The organism is Sorangium sp. So ce124 (genome assembly GCF_051525235.1).
Lineage (GTDB): Bacteria > Myxococcota_A > Polyangia > Polyangiales > Polyangiaceae > Sorangium > Sorangium atrum.
This window is the reverse complement of record NZ_CP150312.1, coordinates 13,782,579-13,802,867: the sequence shown is the minus strand read 5'-3', so window position 1 is coordinate 13,802,867 and position 20,289 is coordinate 13,782,579. Positions and strand designations below refer to the sequence as shown.

Below are 20,289 nucleotides of genomic sequence, written 5' to 3'. Positions count from 1 at the left end.
ACGACCGGCGAGACGACGACCGACAAAAAGACAGCGCCGCCGGGGCCTCAGGGGGGCGAAGGCCGCGCCGGCGGCGCTGCATCCCATGAAGCACTGACCGTGCCATCCGGACGATCCCTAAGAAGCACCCCGAATTGCGGCCATGCGTCAAGGACGTCCCCTACGGGTTTCGTTTTTGAAACGCCACGGTCTCAGCATTGAACGATTGTAAGGGTTCTTTTCTTACCACCACATTTCGCCCAGGACGTAACAATTCCAGTCAATCCGGTCTATTTTTACTGTCGTGGCAGGTTTTGCTGCGTTCCGTGATACGAGCGCTGTACCTCTATTTCAGGAGAAACAACATGCGACTTGCTCTCCCCCTGTCAGCGGTCACAGCGATGTCTCTCGCATTCGCCGCGTGCGGCGACGACGAAGAGATCGAGCCGGTGGAGGTGGCGTCCGGCGAGGGCGGCCAGGGCGGTGACGGCGGTGACGACGGCGAGGGCGTCGGGCCGGAGGGGAAAGCGGACGGCGAGGCCTGCACGGTCAACGAGGACTGCCACGGCGGGCTCTGCTTGACCGAGGAGGATTTCGGCTGGGCGGGCGGCTATTGCACAAGGCTCTGCGACACGGACCTCTTGCCCTGCGGAGAGGGATCCGAGTGTCTGCCGCAGGGCAGCTTCTCTCTCTGCCTCAAGTCCTGTGAAGAGACGTCCGACTGCGGGAGGGCGGGGCATACGTGCGTCGACGTGACCGAGGACGGGTGGACGATGTGCTTTGGCGGCTGCGACGACGACGCGCAGTGCAAGAGCGCCTGCGACGAGGACACCGCGTTCTGCGTCGCGGAGGGTGAGATCTGCGACAGCGGCGAGGACGAGGACAAGGACGGCCTGCAGGACTGCGAGGAGCGGGACTGCTCGACGACGACAGCGTGCGTCGAGAGCGTCGCCGCGGCGTGCGCGGAGGCCATCGACGTCTCGGAGGGCGGGAGGTTCACCGGCACGACGGAGGCCGGCACCAACCTGTTCGCCGCGCTCTGCCCTGGTCTCACCACGTCCGTCACGGGCACGGGCATGCGAGAGCGGGTCTTCCGGTTCGTCGCGCCGGCCAAGGGCGCGGTCCAGATCGCCGCGACGGCGACGGCGACGGAGGCCGACTTCGACTGGTACATCCGGGAGAGCTGCGACGACGAGACGACGCTGCTCGGCTGCGTCCCTGCGTTCGGACCGGAAGACGCTCCCCTCGAGCTCCTCACCGAGGCCGGTCAGACCTATTTCATCTTCATCGAGGGCAAGAACGGGATGGACGCGTCGTATACGCTCGATGTGTCCTTCGCGGAGGAGATCTGCGGGGACGGAGCGCGCGTCGGCACGGAGGAGTGCGACGACGGAGACACCGTGGCTGACAACCTGTGCAGCAACGCGTGCCGGGTGAACCTGGGGCCCCTGTGCGCGGCCGCGGCGACGCTCACGGAAGCGACGACGGTGGGCGACACCTCCGAGGGCACGCAGGGCGTCACGGCGTCGTGCGGCGGCGAAGGCGGGGAGCTCGTGTACCGGTATACCCCGGAGACGAGCGGCAATCTGACGATCACCGCGACGCCGGAGGGCCACTCCGATATCGTCCTCTACGCGCGCAGCGACTGCGCAGCCCAGAGCAGCGAGATCGCCTGCGCGGATGATCTCTTCGAGTCCGACTGGCCCGAGTCGATCACGGTGGAGGCGACGGCAGGCCAGCCGATCGACATCTTCGTCGACAGCTACAACGCCGCCTCCTCGGGGCCGTTCACGCTGACCATCGCCCCGGCGGAGTGACCTGAAAACGCGGACCGGCCGTCCAGGAGGCTCCGCCTCCGGACAGCCGGGAGATCGCCGCCTGCGGTGCGCTCGCTACCGCAGCGGGAGCTCGGCGTCCTTGCCCTTCATGCTGGGCAGGTCGATCACCTGGAGATCCGCGGTCGTGACCTCGCCCGGCTTCACGTGCACGCCGGTCCCGATGCTCGTCGACTCGACGTTGATGATGTAGCCGCCCGTCGGGAGCCCGGAGGCGCGGAACGAGCCGTCCTCCGCGGTGACGGGGTAGAACATGCCGATCGCGCCGTCGTCCCCGATCTGGGTGGCCAGCATGAGGCGAGCCCCTGGGAGCGGCTTGCCGCCCACCGTGACGCGGCCGCGGATCTCCCCGGTGCCCCGAGGCGCAAAGGAGATGTCGTGCTGCGCGCTCTTCCCCTCCTCGATGCCGACCGCCGCGAGCATCACCTCCTCGCCTCGCCGCATCATGACGCGGAGCTCGCCGGGCGGGACCTGGTCGAAGTGAAAGCTGCCATCCTCGTCGCTCACCGTGTTCACGAAGCCGATCGGGCGGTGCATGAGCGTGAGCTTGGCGCCGGCGATGGGCTTGCCCTCGGCGTCTCGCGCCACGCCGGAGAGGCTGCCGCCGGGCGACATCACGAGCCTCACCGGCTTCAGGCCGTCGCAGCTCGCGACCTCGATCTCGGTCGAGCTGACGGCGTTGCTGCCGTCATAGCCGCGGACGACGATCGTGCCCTTCGGCACGTGCGGCAGGCTGAAGGAGCCGTCGTCCTCCGTCTGCGCCTGCGCGGCGGCCTCCATGGCCAGGCTGCTCAGCTCGCCGACGGCGAAGAGCGACTCGGCGTCCACGTACACCCCGGGCAGCGGAGCGCCGGACGAGTCCACCGCCTGCCCCGTCAAGGTACATCCCTTCGAGAGGGTCAGATCCATCTTCTCGACGTCTCCGGCGCGCACGTTGACGTTCGAGGAGAACGCGGGCGCGAACTCCGCCGCCGTCGCCCTGACGACGACGTCCCACGAGGGCAGCTGATCGACGCGGAACGAGCCGTCCGCGCTCTCGAACGTGCGAGAGAACAGGGGCGGCGTCGCCGGCGTCTCCGCCGTCACGGCCGAGAGGACGTCGATCGAGAAGCGGCGCACGGGCTCGCCCCGCTCGTCCAGCACGCGCCCCTCGATGACGCCGCTCTTCGGCAGCACGAGGCTCACCGCCTCGCCGGGGCGCGCCGTGGTCGACGTGGTCCCGTACCCATCGACGCTCGCGCTCAGCTGATAGGTGCCGTCCGGGAGCGTGAGCTCGAACCGCCCGGCATCGTCGCTCTTCACGGAGCCCGCGGTCGAGAGCACGTTGCCGGCGACCTCGAAGGTCATGGCGACGACGGTCGCTCCGGCGAGGGTGTTCCCGTCCGTGCCATAGACGAGGCCGCTGATGGTGGGCCGCGCCTCCTCCTTCGCCGCCGGCGCCGCGCCGCGCACGAGCGCCCTGTTGCGATAGCGGACGTGCTTCTCGGCTCCGGCGTCCGGGCCCCTCGCCCCGGCGGTCTGCTCGTCCCCGGAGCGGAAGGCGAGGAATAGGGCGACGCCGGCGAGGGCGGCCAGGAGCAATCCGGCGGCGATCCACAAGGGCCGGCGCGAGGGGTTCCGTTGCGACGAACTCGGTTGCATCATTGTTCCTCCAGACAAGTTGACCTGGCTAGAGCGCTGCGGCCGGGAGCTCGGCAGAGGCGGAGAAGAGAAAGGGGCTACCGGCGTTCCCGCCGGCGCCCCCTCCTCACTCCGCACGACGCGTTCGACGAGCGCCTCCCCGACCTGCCCGGGGCCGTTACTAAGGGCTTTCTGCAGGGAGGCTCTCGCCGATCGGTCGGACGCCGGGCGCCGTCTCAGAGCCCAGTGAAGACCGGTCTCAAAGGCACGCCGTCAGTAGCAATGCGGGGCGAACGTGACCGGCACGGGCATCGACAGCGAGGAATAGAACTGAAGCGTGGCCTTGATCGTCCCGGTGAAGTCGTCCTCCATCCCCACGAAGTTGCACAGGGGCGCCTTCTGGAGCCGTGAGGTGATGCCGGAGCTGGGCGGGAACGCCACGGTGCTGGGCGGGATCGGCACAGTGGGCAGGAGCGAGATGCTCCCGTCCGTGAAATAGAAGGAGTTCCAGTCGCAGTCGTTGTTCCCGATCGTCGTCTGCTGGCGAAGGAAGATGTTTGCGGCGACGGCGGCGCCCGGGGCCGCCACGACTCCCCACTTGCCCACGTAGCCGCACTCATCGTTGAACGGGGTGCCCGCCTGCTCGGCCAGCTGGAAGACGGTCGTACCGACGGGCACCTTCCTCAGCCCGGTCTTCATCGACACGTTGTAGAGACAGTCGTTCCGGATGGCCAAGGCGCTGCCCGAGATCGACGTGACGGTTGCGAAAGCGAGCACCCAACGAGCGATATTCTTCATGAGAAATACCTCCGAGGAATCGAATCTGTGGTGAAGTTTGATGCAGATACCTATCCAGATCGTCACCCAAGGGATGCATTCCCCCGGGGCGTGCGCCACGAGAGCGGTGCCCGACGGGAACGACGCACGTCGTCGTCGTCCCGTCACGGTCACGCTCCCGGAGGAACCCGCCCCGAGGTCATGACGCGAACAACAGGAGACTATTCTCCCCGCGGTCTCACGCAAGCACTTTTGACTGGCATCTTTTCGGTCGAAAACACGACGGAGTTAGAACCATGGATAATACCGGCACTCCTCGACTATGAACTCATGCCCTCTGCCTTGAACGCACCCCTCGGGCTCCTACATCCGGCCGAAGTATCACGCACCCGCGCCGAGAGAGGCGGTGTAGGGCGGCGCCGCGAGGCGCGGCCGAGGGCGCGAATCGCCGGGGAACGCCAGGGCGGGCGCGCGGGGGGGCGCAGGCGAGGCACAAGGCAGCTCCGCGCCGCCCCCGGCGCTCGATCTACCTACCTACCCACCGAAGACCACCGGAGACACCCCGCGAAGGCGCTTGTGGGTATGGCCCTCCGATGCGGCTCCGATGAGCACCGCGGAGCCACACCGCGCGGCGGCGCGACGGAGCGCGGCAGTCTCGCGATGATGGGATATCGAGACATCGAATCGCCGCGCGGCGGCGGGTGCGTCCCGGCCTCCCGGCGGCGCCCGGCGCCGGACGCGCGGCGTCCCGGCCGGATGGGGCTACCGGCGATCCCGGACGTCCGGCGGCGTCCGCGCTCCTCAGCGGAGCGTGACGGCCAGCCGGTAGTCGAAGAGGGCCGCGGTGCCCGAGGCGCCAGACGCGGCGCGGACGCGGAGGAAGTACCGCCCCGCCGGTAGCGCGTGAGCCCCGGGGTGGCGCGGGGCGTCCCCGGTGCCGTCGAGGATCGAGCAGTTGCCCCGGCCGCTGTCGTCGTCGTCCGCGATGAGCGAGCCCCCGGCGTCGAGCAGCGACAGGCGGCTGTCGATCTCGAGCGACTCGCACGTCTCCTCGCCGCCCTCGATGATCTCCGCGCGGATCGACCGGCCCTCCGGGACATCCACGGCGTAGAAGTCGAAATCGTCGGTCGTCCGCGCGCCGGCGATGAACACATCGGAGCCGACGGACCCGCTCGCGGTGGCAACGGTGCCATTCGGCTCCTCCTCGGCGCCCGCGGGGGCGAGGATCTTGGCCTGGAGGAGGTAGAGCGGAAACTCCGCGCCGTCCTCGCGCGCCGCGACCTCGACGTCGTGGTCGCCGGAGGGCAACGCCACGACGAGCGCGGAGCATCCGCCGATGCCGCCCGCGTAGGCTGCGTCGGAGAGCCCCTCGTCCGTCGCGACCGTCCCGCCCGCCGCGTCGAGCACGCGGAGCGTCGTGAGGAGGCCTCCCTCGCAGCCGGCCGCGGTGCCGTCGAAGACCTCGAGACGCACGACCGAGGCGACAGGCAAGCTCAGGCGGAACACGTCCCTGTCGCCGCCCGCGGCGAGGCTCGCCGCGAGGAGCGCGTCGCCCGAGATCACGAGATCGTTCGCCCCGGCCTGCGCGGGGGTGTCGTTCGGCTCGATCTCGGCGGCCACCGCCTCGAGCTGGCAGGCGGCGCTGCACCCGTCGCCGCCCGCGGCATTGCCGTCGTCGCACCCCTCGGGCGCGTCGAGGAGGCCGTCGCCGCAGACCGGGAGCCTCTCGCAGCGGGCGCTGCACCCCGCGCCGCCGTCGCACTCCTCGGCGCCCTCCCTCACGCCGTCGCCGCACGAGGCGTCCAGCGAGACCCGCAGCGTGTAGCGGGCCCCCGGCTGCTCCGGGAAGCCGCTGACACGGACATGGTATGTCCCGGGCTCCAGGTGGCGCGCCGCGGCCCCGCCCGGGCTCCGCGAATCGAGGAGCGAGCAGGCGCCGATCCCGCCGTCGTCGTCCGAGGCGAGCACCGTCGCCCCGTCCGACGAGAGGAGGGAGAGGACCGTGTCGACGCCCTCGGCGCACCGCCCGGGGCCGCTCGAGTCGAAGGTCTCGAGCCGGAGATCGGATACGGTCGTGAGCCGCAGAGCGAAGAGATCGACATCGCTGTCCGGATCGATCGCGCCGGACACGAGCGCTCCCGGCGCGACAGCGCCGTTCGCCTCGGCCTCGGCAGGGGTCGAGTTGGGCTCGATCTCGGCGATCGCCCCCTCGATCCGACAGGCCGCGTCGCAGCCATCCCCGCCTGCGGTGTTGCCGTCATCGCAGACCTCGGGCTCGTCGACGAAGCCGTCGCCGCACACAGGGATGCGCTGGCACGTCGCCCCGCACGCCGCGCCGCCGTCGCACTCCTCCAGGCCCTCGACCACGCCGTCGCCGCAGACGGCCGTCGTCCGCGCGCGCAGGGTATATCCAGCGATGGAGTCTCCTCGAGCGTCCTGGACGCGCACGTAATAGCGGACGTGATCGACGCCCGGCGCGGTGACGGAGGCGCGGATACGGGAGCACCTGGCCTCGCCGCCGTCGTTGTCCTCGGCGATCACGGCGCCGTCGGGCCCGAGGAGCTGCAGCGCGGTGTCGATGCCGCGGCAAGAGGTCGGGCCGGTCGCGTCGAAGGTCTCCACTTCCAGCTCGGCCAGGCCGGGGACGTCGACGGCGAAGAAGTCGACCTCTCCCGGCGGAGAGATCGACGCGGCGAACAGCGCACCCGCCGCGGTCGCCTGCCCCACGGTGGCCTGGCCTCGCGCGTCGTTCGGCTCGATCTCCGGGAGGGTCCCCTCGAGCTGGCACGCGGCGCTGCAGCCATCTCCGCCCTCGGTCCCGCCGTCGTCGCACGTCTCGGCGCCGTCGATGGCACCGTCTCCGCACAGCGCGATCCGCGCGCACTCCGAGGAGCACCGCTCCCCGCCGTCGCACGCCTCGCCTTCCTCGATCACGCCATTGCCGCAAAGCGAGGTGAAGGCGATGAGGAGGTCGTACCCGGGGATGGAGGCGTCGTTGTCGAACTCCTCGACGGTCACATAATACGTGCCCGGCTGGAGGCGGGTCGCCCTGTCGTCGACGCTCGAGTCGATGAGCGAGCAAGCATCGGGGCCGCTGTCGTCGTCGCTCGCCAGCACCGTGGCGCCGTCGGTGTCGAGCAGTTGGAGGAAGGTGTCGACTCCCTGGACGCACTCGTTCAATCGTCCGGGGCTGAACGTGGCGAGCTGGACGTCCGCGAGGTTCGGCACCTCGAAGGCGAAGACGTCGATATCGCCGACGGGCTCGATCGCCGCCGAGACGAGCACGTTCGGCCGGAGCACGGCGCTCCCGTCCGCCTCCGCCGCGGTGTCGTTGGGCTCGACCTCGGGAGAGCGGAGCTCCAGCTCGCACGCGGCGCTGCAACCGTCACCGCCCGTCGTGTTGCCGTCGTCGCAGAGCTCCGGATCCTCCAGCACGCCGTCGCCGCACACCGAGGTATCCAGGGTGAGCGAGAGCGTGTAGTCGAACGTCGCGGGCTCCGCTTCAGGGGAGATCTGCACGCGGACGAAATACTCGCCGGGGCTCAGCTTGCGCAGCGCCAGGAAAGAACAGTAATCGTCGTCGGCGACATCGTCGTTGTCCTCGATGCTCGCCAGGCTCGCGTCGAAGATCGTCACATGGGTATCGACGCCGAGGGAGCTGCACGTCGTGCCCAGCGGGCCATCGAGCGTCTCTGCCTTGATGCGCCCGACCGACCCTTCGGGGACGATCACCGAGAACACGTCCACGTCGGATCCGGGATCGATGAACGCGCGGATTCGACCGCCGGGCGCGATGGCGAAGGCGTCGTTGGCCGAGGTGAATTCGTCGTTCGGCTCGACCTCACAGCCGGACTCGATCTGACACGCGCGCGAACAGCAATCGCCGTCCTTGTCGCCGCCGTCGTCGCAGGTCTCCGAGCCGCCCAGCGCGCCGTCGCCGCACCCGCTCGTACAACGGCTCGGCGCGCCGGCGCACGCGAACCCAGGCTCGATCGCGCAACCCGGATCGCACCCGTCGCCAGCGGTCCGATTCCCATCGTCGCACATCTCGGCAGGAGCGCTGACCGCTCCATCGCCGCACACCGCGCCTGGCGCGCCGCCGTGTCCGCCGCTGCCGCCTTCTCCGCCGTTGCCGCCCTCTCCGCCTCTACCTCCCTCTCCTCCATTGCCGCCCTGTCCGCCGCTGCCGCCCTGTCCTCGACTACCACCCTCTCCGCCGCTGCCGCCGACCGCGGGCGCATCGATCTTGCTGCGGTCCGGTGCGACGAGCAGCTCGCACCCGGTCAGGGCAATCGGCGCCAGACCGAGGAACAATGGGAGAGCCGTCCTGGGAAAGGAGATCATGGTTTCTGAGGCCTCTGCTCGGCAGCGTCGCGGGAATCACGGTGATCGCGGCATTCATGGCGATCACCCCAGGCGCGCCGCAGGCTGGCCACGACGGCGGGGGCGGCAGCAGACCGATGCTCCGCGGCTGCGTCAAGAGATGACGAGCGCGCCGCGCTCTCAGTACGTCACGACGATCGCCTTGCGGAGGTATTCGTCGCTCTCCAGCTGGGAGAGCATGAAATACGCCAGGTCCTCGCGCGAGATCGTGGGACCGCCGAAGAGGTAGCCCTCCGGCGGCGAGGGGTCGACTTCGGCTCGGCACTCCTTGGTGAGCCGCCCATCGGTGAGCTTGGGGACACGCACGACGGTCCAGGCCACATCGCTCCGGCGGAGGGCCTCTTCCATGCGCAGCATGTCGGAATACCTGTTGCGGAGCATCGGTTTGACGAGGAGCCGGAACCAGAGCGCAGGCTGCTGCTCCTCGCCGACGCCCGCGGCGGTGACGGCGATCAGGCGGCGGACGCCATGCTCCTTCATCGCGCGCAGGACGTGGACGATGCCGTCGGAGTAGACGCGCGTCGGACCCAGGCCACGCGACCCCAGGGCCGAGAGGACGGCGTCGTGGCCGGACACGGCGCGCGACACCTGCTCGGCATCCATGATGTCGCCGCGGAGCGCGCGCAGCCGCTCATGGTGCGGGACAGGGATGGTGGCGGGCGTGCGCGCGAATGCCGAGACCTCGTGTCCGGCTTCCAGCGCCTGACGGATCAACGCGGCGCCCGTGCCGCCGGTCGCCCCCAAGATCAGCAGCCTGCTCATGGGCCGCCAGCCTACCCGGTCCGCCGCAGCGGGTACAGTTTGCGCGCGAACGCCTCATCCATCGATGATCCGCTGGAGATCCGGGCGAGCGTGGCCCCGCCCGTCAGGCGCCGAGCCGCAGCCACGCGGCCACGCCGTGGTGATCCGAGCCGGAGAACGGCGCCCGCTCGCAGCGCGTGATCGCCCACCCCTCCCCCGGTTGAACGAAGACATAATCGATGCGGCGCAGCGGCAGGCCCGCGGGCCAGGTGCCGCCCGCCTTGCCGGGGTGCGCCTGCGTCCAGGCGTCGAGCCAGGAGCCGTTTCCGGCGCTCGCCTGGAGATAACAGACCGCCTCCTCGCTGGGGAGCGCGTTGAAGTCGCCCATCAGCACGGCGCCGTGGCTCCCTGACTTCTGGCGCTCGCGCGCGGCGAAGCTCACGAGCTCGCGCACGGTGCGCGCCCGCGCGCGCTTCGACAGCGAGAGGTGCGTGACGAGCACGTCGACAACCGCGCCGGCGTGACGGATCGCGGCGCGCAAGACGACGCGCTGGCTGTCGCGCTCGAACGGATCGTCGCGATCGAGCGTGAGCGCCTCCACGGAGTGGTCGAGCACCTCGACGTCCTCCCGGCAGAGCAGCGCGACCCCCTCGCACTCGCCGCTCGCGGCGACCCTGCCCGGCGCGAACCAGGCCCTGTATCCGCCGGCGAGCCGCGAGAGCTCCCCGGCCTGGCCGAGGTCGCCGCTCGCCGCCTGCGCGTGCACCTCCTGGAGCCCGATGAGGCCGGGGCGCAGATCGCCGATGAGCCTGGCAAGCATCGTCCGGCGCCGCTCCCAGAGGGCGACTCCCCCCCAGATGTTCTGCGTCAGGACGACGAGATCGCGATCGTGGCTCAAATGCCTCCTCCTCGGGCGTCGGTCCGGGGATGTCTCTTAACCAGCTTGTCCAGGAGGCTCAAGGTCCCGCGAGCGAGCCAGTCAGCGGCCCGCCGGGGAGCGGGGAGATCGATCCGGGCGTGTCGGCGCCGCGCGGCGGCGCTTTGGGCGTGTCGGCGCCGCGCACGGCGCCGCGCGCGGCGGCGCCTTTGGGCGTGTCGGCGCCGCGCGCGGCGGCGCCTTTGGGCGGGGAGCGCTCAGTTGAGCGAGAGCGGGCCCGCGCCGGGCTGGGCGCCGCCCTTCATCTCGTGCGAGTTGGGATCGTACTTCGAGGTGCACTTGGCCATCACGAGGCTCGCCTCGAAGTCGCCGCCCTGCGAGAGCGCGCCCTCGACGGTCACCTGGACGCCGCCGCTCGGGACGTCGCGGAAGGTGTCGGGGATGACGCACTGGGCGTAGCGCACGGGCAGCGCCGCCTGCGTGCCGTGGATCTGGAAGCGGTACTCGCAGGGCGAATCGCGCTTGACCAGCGTGCCGGGCACGAGCTCGCCCTCGACCCGGACCTTGCGGCCGGCGAGCTTGTCCTTCGACGCGAGCAGCTGGTCGACCGGCGTCGCGTAGACGGCCGCTTCCTTGAAGCCGACGAGGAACAGGGCGACGAGCGCGCCCACCATGACGAGCAGCGTCGCCAGCAGGCCGAGGCTGCGCGAGGGGCGCGCCTTCGGCGCCGGGCTGGCCGCGGCCGGCTTCACCACCGCGGGCGTATCCTGCTGCTCTGCGAGAGACAGCGCCTGGGCCAACTCGTCGTCCAGCTTCTTGCTCATCGTGGGTCCTTCCCGCACAGGCTAGCCCGCGCCCCACGGCCGGTCGAGCACCACCTGCATGGCCTCGGGTCCGGCCGGCGGCATCCTCCGGCTGCGGCGGACAGCCCGACCGGAGTTCTCCCTCGCGAGCGGACCCGACGAACCCGTGCGCCCGCTCGCGGAGGGTCGAAGCGCCGGCGGTGCCGTCGGACGCGATGGCCAGCGGAGGCCGCCCAATGCTGGCCTCGCCCGTACGGAGCGGCGTCGTCGTGCACGCCGACGAACAGGCGCCCCCCGTCGCCGTGCGCACACCTCTCAGCGAACCGGACGCGTGCGGTTCATCTCTGCCTCTTCAGGCGTGCCCGACGGCCGACGGCGCTAGCACCAAACGCTCCCGCATCCTTCCCACTGCCAGAACTGCCTTCCGCCACTTCTGGCAGCCCCCCGCGGTCGTGGTGCCCCGATATCGGGATGGACCGAGCGGAACGGCGGAGGTCAGGGGGGGCCCGAGCGAGAGAAGAAATACGCCGCACCATCGAACGAATCGTGGCCAAACGCTCCGACGAGCGTCGTGACCCCGCCGACCGCGACCGCAGCTCCGAACAGGTCGCCTGCCTCGCCGCCGCTCGCGGTCAGCTCTTGCCGCTGAGTCCACGTCCCGCCTGCATGACTGAAGACGTAGGCCGCGCCATTGCCCGACAGGGCGTTGAGCGCCCCCACGACTGCCGTGTTCCCGCTGACTGAGACTGCAGCGCCGAACAGGTCGCCGCCCTCGCCGTCGCTCGCGGTCAGCTGTTGCTGCTGGGTCCACATCCCGCCGGCGCGACCGAAGACATAGGCCGCGCCCTGACGCCCCGAGAAGCCGGTCTCCCCCACGAGCACCGTGTCCCCCTGCACTGCGACCTCTGCGCCGAAGTTGTAGAAGGGCTGCCCGTTGATGTTTGTCAACCGTTGTTGCGGAGTCCAGAGCCCACCGGAGGAACGACCGAAAATATAGGCCGCGCCCTGGAACAGGGAGAACGTCGGGAACTCGGTGGTCGGATAGCCCGGAGAGCCGATGACCACCGTGTCCCCCTGCGCCGCGATCGCATTGCCGAAGTCGTCGATACCGGTGCTGTCCGGCGCGGTCAGCGTTTGCTGCAAGGTCCACGTCGCCCCCGTCCGGGCGAAGACATGGACCGAGCTCGGCCCGAGGTTGAGATCACCCACGAACAATGTATTCCCGGTGACCGCGAGCGACCAGCCGAACCGCGCGCTCGTAGGGCCACCGTTCGGCGTCAGTGTCTGCTGCAGGGTCCACCTCCCGCCCTGCCGGGAGAAGACATAGACCGCGCCGCGGTCCGCAGCGAAGATGGCCCCCACGGCCACCGTGTCCCCGCCGAGCGCGACCGAAAAGCCGAACTCGGAGTCCGCTTCGTCAGGCGCGGTCAGCACCTGCTGCAGCTTCCAAAACGAGCCCCTGTGGGCGAAGATGTAGACGTTGCCTCCTCCCTGCACGAGCGCCGTGTTTCCGTCCATCGCGACCGCCCGCCCGAACTCGCCGGTTCCGAGCAGCTCCTGCTCTTGCGTCCAGAGCAGGGGATCCACCTCGATCGGGTACACCGCGCCGGCATCGTCGATCTCGATCGACAGGCTCTCCGGTGCTCCTCCGAGCCTGGCGGCGAGTTTTTGCCCCGTCGCGTCGACCACGTAGAGGTCCGAATAGCGCAGCACCTCGGCGCCGCGGGCGTCACGCAGCGCTGCCGTGTCGCCTCGCGCAGAAACCTCGGCGCGCAGATCGGCGCCGTGCCCCAGCTCGATCACCACGCTCCCCCCGCCGCTCTGGCACGGCGACGCTTCCAGCGTGAAGCCCTGCTCCAGCCCGAGCGGGCCGTTGAGGTACCACGCATGGAGACCCGGGTGCGCATAGTCCACCCGGTTGCCCTGAGCCTCGGGCGGGACATGCGGCACCTCCGCGAGGCTCCCCTTGCACCCCCAGCGAGATGGCGCGAGTTGGAAGGTCCAGCTCCCTATTTCGGGCATGACCGCGACCCCCCGCGGGGTGAAGTCGGCGCGGAACCCCTGGTCCGTGGTGGTCGCGCGAATCGCGCCGCCCGTCTGCGCGACGCGGTAATCCGCCGAGGCGTTCGTCTGGACGGCCGCGATGTAGGCCGAGCGTAGCGCCGCGGGCGCGGCGGCCTCTGCGGCGCGCGGAGACGGATCCGACGCGGGCGCGCGCTCGGGATGGAGCTGATTCGATGGTTCGCTCGAGCCGCAGGCGGCCACCCCGGCCACGATGACGAAGAGCCACGGTACCCATGCTCGTGCTTTCATGATACCTCCACTTTCGACGCCACGCCTGCCAGCGCCAGCGGGCGACGGGCCATCAACAGGAACTCGGCGAGCCGACGACGACAGAGAGGCGCCCCGTCGGCGCCTCCGCGACGGGCCTCGTTGCCCGTCGAGTCACGGTCCGGACGCACCTCGAAGATCCGCTCCCGCGCTCGCTCATGTGCACGGCACGAATCGCCCCATCGTGTACCCCCCGCTCGGGGATCGTGGATCGAGATTGATTCGGACAAGAGCAGAGGAAAGGGGCGCGTCCTCACGCCGGCACCTTGTCACGAGACGACGCGGCGGCCAGTCCATTTTCCTCCCCTCTGCCTGGTTCTCGGGCTTTGCCCCAAGCGGACAGCGGGTTCCACGCCCCAGACGCTCGCCAGGCGGGAGTCCTGGGTGAACGCTCCGAAGGGCTTCGGGGCGTTTGATGCTAGCCGTCGAGCAGCGACGGACCACGAGCGCCCCATCCCCGCGCAGCTCACCGGCCCCTCTCGGCTGCTCAACGGCGCGATCTCGGCGCGCCGACGAGGCTGACCAGCGCACCGACGCCCCCGAGCGGGACCGCGAAGAGCCCCGCCGCCCCGCAGTTCATCAACCGTGCAACGGTTTCCGCCAGGAGCCGGGCCCTGGTCGCAGGATCCACGCTGTTCGACGCGATGGCCGACGCGAACACGGCGGGCAATACGCCGCACCCGATGCCTCCCGTTACGGCGATGAGGCCGAGCGTCCTCCCGCGACCCCACCGGCGCTGCAGCAGGGCACGAAGGCCAAGCACAGCTACGCCAAGCGTGGCCAGCCCGAGTAGGAGCATCAACACCTCCAGCGCCTGCGTCATTGTAGCTTCCTACTCCGCTGGATAGCGCTCATTGCGGTATCAGAGCTCCTCCTGGCGCTGGCGGCGCGGCGCCGCGGCTCGGTGCCTGGGCCCTCATGGGCTGTTCACGGCCGCCTCGATGGCGGGGAGAAACACGGCGTGAGGGAACGCCGCGCGGAACCGCTCGGCTCGCGCGCGGGCGTCGGCGCGCCGCCCGGCCTGGACGAGGGCTTGGATGGCCAGCGCCTCGCGCAGCTGGGCTCTCGGGCTGCGCGGGTAATTCCGCTCGTGCAAAGCCAGCACCTCGAGCGCCTCTGTCGCCTTCCCTTCGCTGAGCGCAACGCCGGCGCTGCTGAGCAACGCGCTCTCCTCGGTCGTGTCGCTCGGGTCGTGCCCGCTGGGCGGAGCCGCCTTGCGGGAGGGGGCGCGTGACGGCGCCGCGGCCGGCATCTCCACGGCAGCCGACGGCGCAGCGTTCACGACGGTGTCGGCCACGGCGAGCCCGCCCGCGGCGCGCCCGTCGCGCCCGGCCTCGGTGCGCCCGTCTCGCCCCGCCTCGGCGCGCTCGGCTCGTTCGGGGGCGGCGCCTTCGACCTCGGCGTGGACGGGCATCACCGGCGCCGCAGCAGGCGGCGGGAGCCCGGCGTACACCACGCCGGCGCCCACCCCCGCTCCCCCGAGAAACAGCGCGGCGCCCGCCTTGATGAGCCTGGATCGCGCGATCGTGATGACCGGCGGCGTGCGCTTCTCCCCGGCGGCGCCGGCGGCCTCCACCGCGTTCGCGGGATGGCGCCGGTGGGGCGGGGAGGCGCCTGCATGGGGCCGTGCTGCAGGGCTGTCGTAGAGGCCGTCCGTGCCGCGGGCCAGCCCTCCGGTCGAGGCGAGCGACCGCTGGAGCCGCGCCCACAGCGACCCGGTGAGCTCCTGCGAAAGGCCGAGCCGGACCCTGCCTGCGTCAAGCAGCATGGGCCTGTCGGCCAGGGCGAACGGCGCCAGGGCGAAGCGCAGGCCACGAAGGCCGAGCGCGTCCGGGTCCCGCGCGGAGAGGCGTTTGACCGCGGCCGTGAACTCGCTGCGGGCGCGTCTCAGCCGATCCCATGCGGTGTTCACGGGGATCTGGAGGGCCTGCGCGATGTCGCGCATGTCGCTTCCCTCGAGGTCGTAGAGCACGAACACCGCTCGTCGTTCCCTCTCCATGCGCTGGATGAGCTCGCGGACGATGCGCTGGGTCTCGGCCTGTGCGACCCGGCGCTCGGCGTCGAGCCCGGGGTCCGCGAGCTCGATGGGCTCGGAATCGTCGAGCGCAAGCAGCTCCCGCTGGTTCCGGGCGAGCGCCCGGTGGCGAAGGGCGATATTGGCGCTGATCCCCGCGATCCACGGTTTGAGCGACAGGCGAGGATCGTGGTCCTCGAGGCGCCGGTGAACGACGAGAAACACCTCGTGAGCGACATCGTGAAGATCTCGAGACGCAACGCCGAGCCGCCAGAGCACCACGAGGACGTAGGGGAGCAAGGTCTGATAGACCTCCTCGAACGAGGGCCGCAGGGGCGGGCCGATGGCGGGCGCAGGATCCCGAGTGGGTGCGGCGGCGGGCTCTGGGTCGGGCGCAGGCGTCATCTCCGGGGCGGGAGCGGGCGCCGCCTCCGGGGCAGGTGCAGACGCCGGCGCCGGGTCGGGCGCAGGAGGGGGCGCTAGAGGACCGATCAGTTTGATTTTGTGGTAATCCCGAGCGCTTCGATGGAAGGCTCGACGGTTTCGGCGGGCCATGATCTCGTCCGCGCCTGGAGGTGCACGGATGGAACGATGGTTGCCGCCGGTGGAGCTGTCGCGGCAGGAACAGGCGCTCATGAAACGGTTGACCCGGGTGCGAGCCCTGTTCGGCTTTCTCAGGCTGCACCGGCACGAGCTATTCGACGAGACGTTCCAGGAGCAGTTGGAGAGCATGTACCGGACCACGGGAGCAGGTGAGCCGCCGCATCCGCCGGCGCTGATGTGCATGGTCACGCTGCTCCAAGGCTACGTCGGCGCATCGGATGCCGAGGCGGTGGAGCTGTCGATCGTCGACCTTCGCTGGCAGATGGTGCTCGGCTGCCTGGGGGCGGCCACGCCCGCGTTCGCGCAGGGCGCGCTGCAGGCGTTCCGAGAGCGGATGGTCGAGCATGAGATGGACCGGGTGCTGCTGGAGCGGACCGTGGCGCTCGTTCGGTCGGGCGCGATGACGGCGAGCGAGAAGCGGGCGGTGTCCAAAGCGCTGCGCGTGGCCATCGATAGCCGCCCTTTAGCGGGAGCCGGGCGGGTTGAGGACACGATCAACCTGCTCGGCCATGCAGCACGCAGCATCGTCCGCGTCGTGTCGAAGATCACGGAGCGCCCGCCCGAGGAGATCTGTCGCAAGGCGGGCATCCCGCTGCTTCTGGCTCCCAGCATCAAGGCCGGGCTCGATCTCGATTGGAGCGACCCGAGACAGAAGGCGGCGGCGATTCAGATCCTGGAGCGGCAGGTCTCGTCCCTGCAGCAGTGGGTGGACCGCCATCTGGACGACGTTGTCGAGCAGCCGCTCCGCTTCTATCTGGATGCGGTCACACAGGTTCGGGACCAAGACCTGGAAACGGCTGAGGATGGGACCGTTCGCATCCGTCAAGGTGTTGCAGCTGACCGCCGTGTCTCCATTGAGGACGCCGAGATGCGCCACGGAAGAAAGAGCCGCTCGAAGAGGTTCGATGGCTACAAGGAACATATCGCACGCGACCTGGACCTTCCCGTCATCGTCGCCTGTGCGGTCACGCCAGCGAATCGCCCCGAAGAAGAGGGGGCCGCACCGATCGCCAAGGACATCCAACGTCAGCGGCTGCGCCTCGGCGAGCTCCATATCGATCGCGCCTATGTGAACAGTCCCGTCGTTGACGACGTGATCCGCGACGGTGGCCAGGTGTTCTCGAAGCCTTGGGGACAGCGTGCTCGCAGACCCAACCTGTTCAGCAAGCGCGACTTCAAGATCGACCTGCGCACCAAGACGATCACCTGTCCGGCGGGACAGGTCGAGGTATTCGAGCCGGGCGACACGGTCGAGTTTGATCCTGAGGAGTGCGGCGCGTGCCCCCTCCGAGCTAGGTGCACCCAAGCCGCCTCGGGACGGGGGCGGACCGTGTCCATCGCGGAGGACGAGGCTCTGCAGCGCAAATTCCGGAAGCTGCAGCAGACGGGGGCAGGTCGCGCCGTGCTCCGCCAGCGGGTGGCTGTGGAGCATGCGCTCGCCCACATCGCGGCACGGAAGGGCCACACTGCACGCTACATCGGCGCCAGGAGAAATCTGTTCGACCTCCGGCGCGCAGCAGCGATCCAGAATCTCGAGGCGGCCCAACGCCTGATGCAGCAGGCAGCGTAACCTGCCGTAATTTAATCGTTTTCAATGTGTTCGCCGCTCTAGACGTGCTCGGGGTTCTTTCATGGATAGGTAATCCGGCGAGGCCGCCCGGATCGTTGCAAAATCGTACACGGGCTCGACGCGACCGGCCGAGCGGGCACCGAACGGAGGCACCATCGGCGACGGCGTCACCGGACGGCGCCGTCACCGGTCGGCAGCCTCGGTGAGGCGAGTCTCTCGGCCAGCGCCCTCCTGGCGCGACGCAGCCTGCTGGCAGCGGAATTGGGGTTCATGCCGCACGCTCGTGCCCAGGCGACGAGGCTCAGAGCCCCGGCCGCCGCGAGGAGGACCTCGCGATGGCCCGCGGGGAGCGCGGCGACCTCGCGGAGCGCGGCGCGGGCGAGGAGTTCTCCCTCGATCTCGACAGGCGACTGGTCGGCGGGCGAGAAGGGCGCGCTGCACAGGATCTCGCAGCGTACATAGGCACTCTCCCGGTAATGGGACACCTGGCGCCAGGCAACGCCGTGCAGCCATGCGCGCAGCGCCGCGCGCGGGCGCCGCCGTGGGTCCGGGCGGTACCTGCGCGCGCGGATGGCTTCCCAGGCGCCGACGAGCACCGTCTGGAGGAGATCCTCTCGGTCGCGGGCGGAAACGTGGAGGGCGCGGAGCAGGATGGCGACGAACGGCCGCTCGGCCCAGAGGGCCTCATTCGAGGGCGAGACCACTTGGTGGAGCGCGTCTCTCGGCGCGCTGCGTGCGCGGCGGCGCATCCGGGATCCCGGCGCATCGGAGGACAGGCGGCAGCCCTCCCGCTGGGGAGGGGTAGGCAATGGGGTCTTCATCGGAGCGCTATCCGGGACCGCCCCGCTTCTCGCTGCACAATCGACGAGCACGTGCACGCAGGGGGCGCTAGAGCTGTCGTTCCGGCGGCAGGCGGGGGACGGGCGCACAACGGGGACAGCTCGGGCCCTCATGGGAGCCGACGCGAGCTGTCGCCTGACGAAAGATGAGAAAAATATCTCTCTCTTGGTAATGCGATCGAACCGGAGGTGCTCTGCCCCGGAGTTGGTCTGGCGGCGCCCTGGGGGTCCCTGGTAACGTGGCGGCACCTGGCGCAGCTCTGCAGATCATGAGGGGAGGTGACGGCGAGGCGGGCGCGACGTTGGTAGCACAAGGTGCCACTACTGCTGGTTCTCCTCGTCCTCCAACCCCAGAATGGACGCTAGATGCCCCTACCGCATGGCACCGTCCCGCTCGACGGACGTGGGCCCGCTGCTTGCGTCGGTCGCCGGTACCATGCGAATGGCTCCAACGGTCGCCGCCCTCGTCTCTCTCCAGGGAGTCGCTCTATGTGTTGCATCTTGTGTCATGCACCCATCGGAGACTTACTCTGAGACGGAGATCGATATACCAACAAGCGCTCCAGAGGCCGGCGGCATGACACTTGATGACGAAGCGGAGGACGACCCCACCACCGAAACGGAGGCGATCGGCACGGCCAAGATCATCCGCTGTAAGAGACATGAGCACGGCGCCGAATGCATGGCGCGGTGCGCCGACGCAGGAATATCTTGCCCAGCCGGACGAAAACACCCGTGGAAAGACAACGTCAAGACTGGACTGCTGTGGCAATGCAGATACCTCGGCCTGGCCAGCAGCTGCTGGTACTATTACGAAAACGGAGATATATGTGTATTCCTCGGCATGGTTCCCCTTAGGTGCGTCTACGAGGGTGGAACTCCTGATTGAGAGCGCGCGCGTAGAACGCGGCTTCCCGCGCCACGCTCTTCCAGTCCCGTCCGCACAGAGACTCCATGCACCGAAGGGCAAGCGGACACAGCTCGGGCGACCGCTCACCGCCCGAGAGCGCAGCGGAACCCAGTCCGCGCAGTCGCCGCATCCGCTCGACGTCTTCCAGGGTGATGGCTGTAGGTCCGTGCAGGCGACCGCGAATCTGCTCCATCATCGCCCCCTCGACGGCGATCAGGGTGTTGTCCCATGCCGCGGGATCCACCTGGAAATCGGCATCGCCGCGCTCGATTGCTTCCGCGAGGATGCGGATGTAACCGACGGCGTAAAAAACGGCCATCGACGCCCATTCGAGCAGATCCTCCTCTTCTTCCGGGATGAGTTGGTCCGGGTCAGGCATACCCGGAGTCTAGTTCAGTCTCACGATGCGGAAAGGTGCGGCGGCGTCGCCTCGTCCGAAAGCGGTCTGGAGCGCGATAAGAGAAAGTTACCGAGCGCCAGACCGCGGCTGGCTCCCCTCGTCTGTTGGTGGGGGAGCGCGGCCAGGCGGGCTCCTGGCCCCGCACCTCGCTCGATCCGCTCGCCCCTCGTGCGGGACAGACACCCTGGCATGAGCTCGGAGGACAGGCGACGGCCCTCCCGCCGGGGAGGGATTGGCAACGCGGTCTTCATCGGAGCGGTTTCCGGGACTGCGCCGCTTCTCGTTGCACAATCGACGGGCCCGCGTAACCGTGGGGCGCCAGAGCGCTCATTCTGGCGGCAGGCGCAGGACGGCCGCTCGACGACGGGGAAAGGTCGAGCCCTCATGGAGGGCAACGCGGGCTGTCGCCTTGCGAAAGATGAGAAAAGTACCTCGCTCTTCGTAATGTGATCGAACGGGGGTGGTCTGCCCCAGGATGGATCTGGCGGCGCCCAGGGGTCCCCTGGTAACGTGGTCGCGCTTACCGCGGCGCGTCCTCGACGACGCCGCAGATCAAGAGGAGAGGCGATGGCGGCGCGGGCGCGACGTTGGCAGCGTGAGATCGTGG

At 69.6% G+C, this 20,289-nt stretch carries 13 protein-coding genes; 2 read left to right on the top strand and 11 right to left on the bottom strand.

Annotation, left to right across the window (positions count from 1 at the left end; translation table 11 throughout):
• Positions 1–380 precede the first annotated feature (380 nt).
• Complete coding sequence (locus tag WMF19_RS51785) at positions 381–1,796, top strand: hypothetical protein (RefSeq protein ID WP_437897108.1); 1,416 nt, start codon at positions 381–383, stop codon at positions 1,794–1,796.
• A 75-nt stretch (positions 1,797–1,871) separates the two neighbouring features.
• Here the strand turns inward: WMF19_RS51785 and WMF19_RS51780 are convergent, their stop codons facing one another.
• The 9 genes from WMF19_RS51780 to WMF19_RS51740 form a co-directional block, all read right to left on the bottom strand.
• Positions 1,872–3,458, bottom strand: a complete 1,587-nt coding sequence (locus tag WMF19_RS51780) for an MSCRAMM family protein (protein WP_437897107.1) — start codon at positions 3,456–3,458, stop codon at positions 1,872–1,874.
• 249 nt (positions 3,459–3,707) lie between these two features.
• On the bottom strand, positions 3,708–4,211 hold the full coding sequence (locus WMF19_RS51775) for a hypothetical protein (RefSeq protein ID WP_437897106.1): 504 nt from the start codon (positions 4,209–4,211) through the stop codon (positions 3,708–3,710).
• Positions 4,212–5,012: 801 nt separating this feature from the next.
• Entirely contained in the window at positions 5,013–8,525 is a 3,513-nt protein-coding gene (locus WMF19_RS51770) for a DVUA0089 family protein (protein WP_437897105.1), read from the bottom strand.
• A gap of 189 nt (positions 8,526–8,714) precedes the next feature.
• Positions 8,715–9,356 (bottom strand): NAD(P)-dependent oxidoreductase, encoded by a 642-nt coding sequence (locus tag WMF19_RS51765; RefSeq protein WP_437897104.1) that lies wholly within the window; start codon positions 9,354–9,356, stop codon positions 8,715–8,717.
• Between the two features lie 103 nt (positions 9,357–9,459).
• Positions 9,460–10,233 (bottom strand): endonuclease/exonuclease/phosphatase family protein, encoded by a 774-nt coding sequence (locus WMF19_RS51760; protein ID WP_437897103.1) that lies wholly within the window; start codon positions 10,231–10,233, stop codon positions 9,460–9,462.
• Positions 10,234–10,469: 236 nt separating this feature from the next.
• Positions 10,470–11,036 carry a cytochrome c maturation protein CcmE gene (locus WMF19_RS51755; RefSeq protein ID WP_272096963.1) on the bottom strand — a complete coding sequence of 189 codons (567 nt, stop codon included), beginning with the start codon at positions 11,034–11,036 and terminating at the stop codon, positions 10,470–10,472.
• Between the two features lie 474 nt (positions 11,037–11,510).
• Positions 11,511–13,328: a hypothetical protein gene (locus WMF19_RS51750; protein ID WP_437897102.1), complete on the bottom strand. Its 1,818-nt coding sequence runs from the start codon at positions 13,326–13,328 to the stop codon at positions 11,511–11,513.
• Between the two features lie 505 nt (positions 13,329–13,833).
• Positions 13,834–14,169 carry a hypothetical protein gene (locus WMF19_RS51745; protein ID WP_437897101.1) on the bottom strand — a complete coding sequence of 112 codons (336 nt, stop codon included), beginning with the start codon at positions 14,167–14,169 and terminating at the stop codon, positions 13,834–13,836.
• A gap of 93 nt (positions 14,170–14,262) precedes the next feature.
• Positions 14,263–15,765 (bottom strand): sigma-70 family RNA polymerase sigma factor, encoded by a 1,503-nt coding sequence (locus WMF19_RS51740; protein ID WP_437897100.1) that lies wholly within the window; start codon positions 15,763–15,765, stop codon positions 14,263–14,265.
• A gap of 178 nt (positions 15,766–15,943) precedes the next feature.
• On the opposite strand from WMF19_RS51740, the gene WMF19_RS51735 reads away from it, so the two are divergent.
• Positions 15,944–17,533 (top strand): IS1182 family transposase, encoded by a 1,590-nt coding sequence (locus WMF19_RS51735; protein WP_437894432.1) that lies wholly within the window; start codon positions 15,944–15,946, stop codon positions 17,531–17,533.
• Positions 17,534–17,700: 167 nt separating this feature from the next.
• On the opposite strand, the gene WMF19_RS51730 is transcribed toward WMF19_RS51735, so the two are convergent.
• Positions 17,701–18,237 carry a sigma-70 family RNA polymerase sigma factor gene (locus WMF19_RS51730; protein WP_437897099.1) on the bottom strand — a complete coding sequence of 179 codons (537 nt, stop codon included), beginning with the start codon at positions 18,235–18,237 and terminating at the stop codon, positions 17,701–17,703.
• Between the two features lie 989 nt (positions 18,238–19,226).
• Positions 19,227–19,661, bottom strand: a complete 435-nt coding sequence (locus tag WMF19_RS51725) for a hypothetical protein (RefSeq protein ID WP_437897098.1) — start codon at positions 19,659–19,661, stop codon at positions 19,227–19,229.
• Positions 19,662–20,289: the final 628 nt, after the last annotated feature.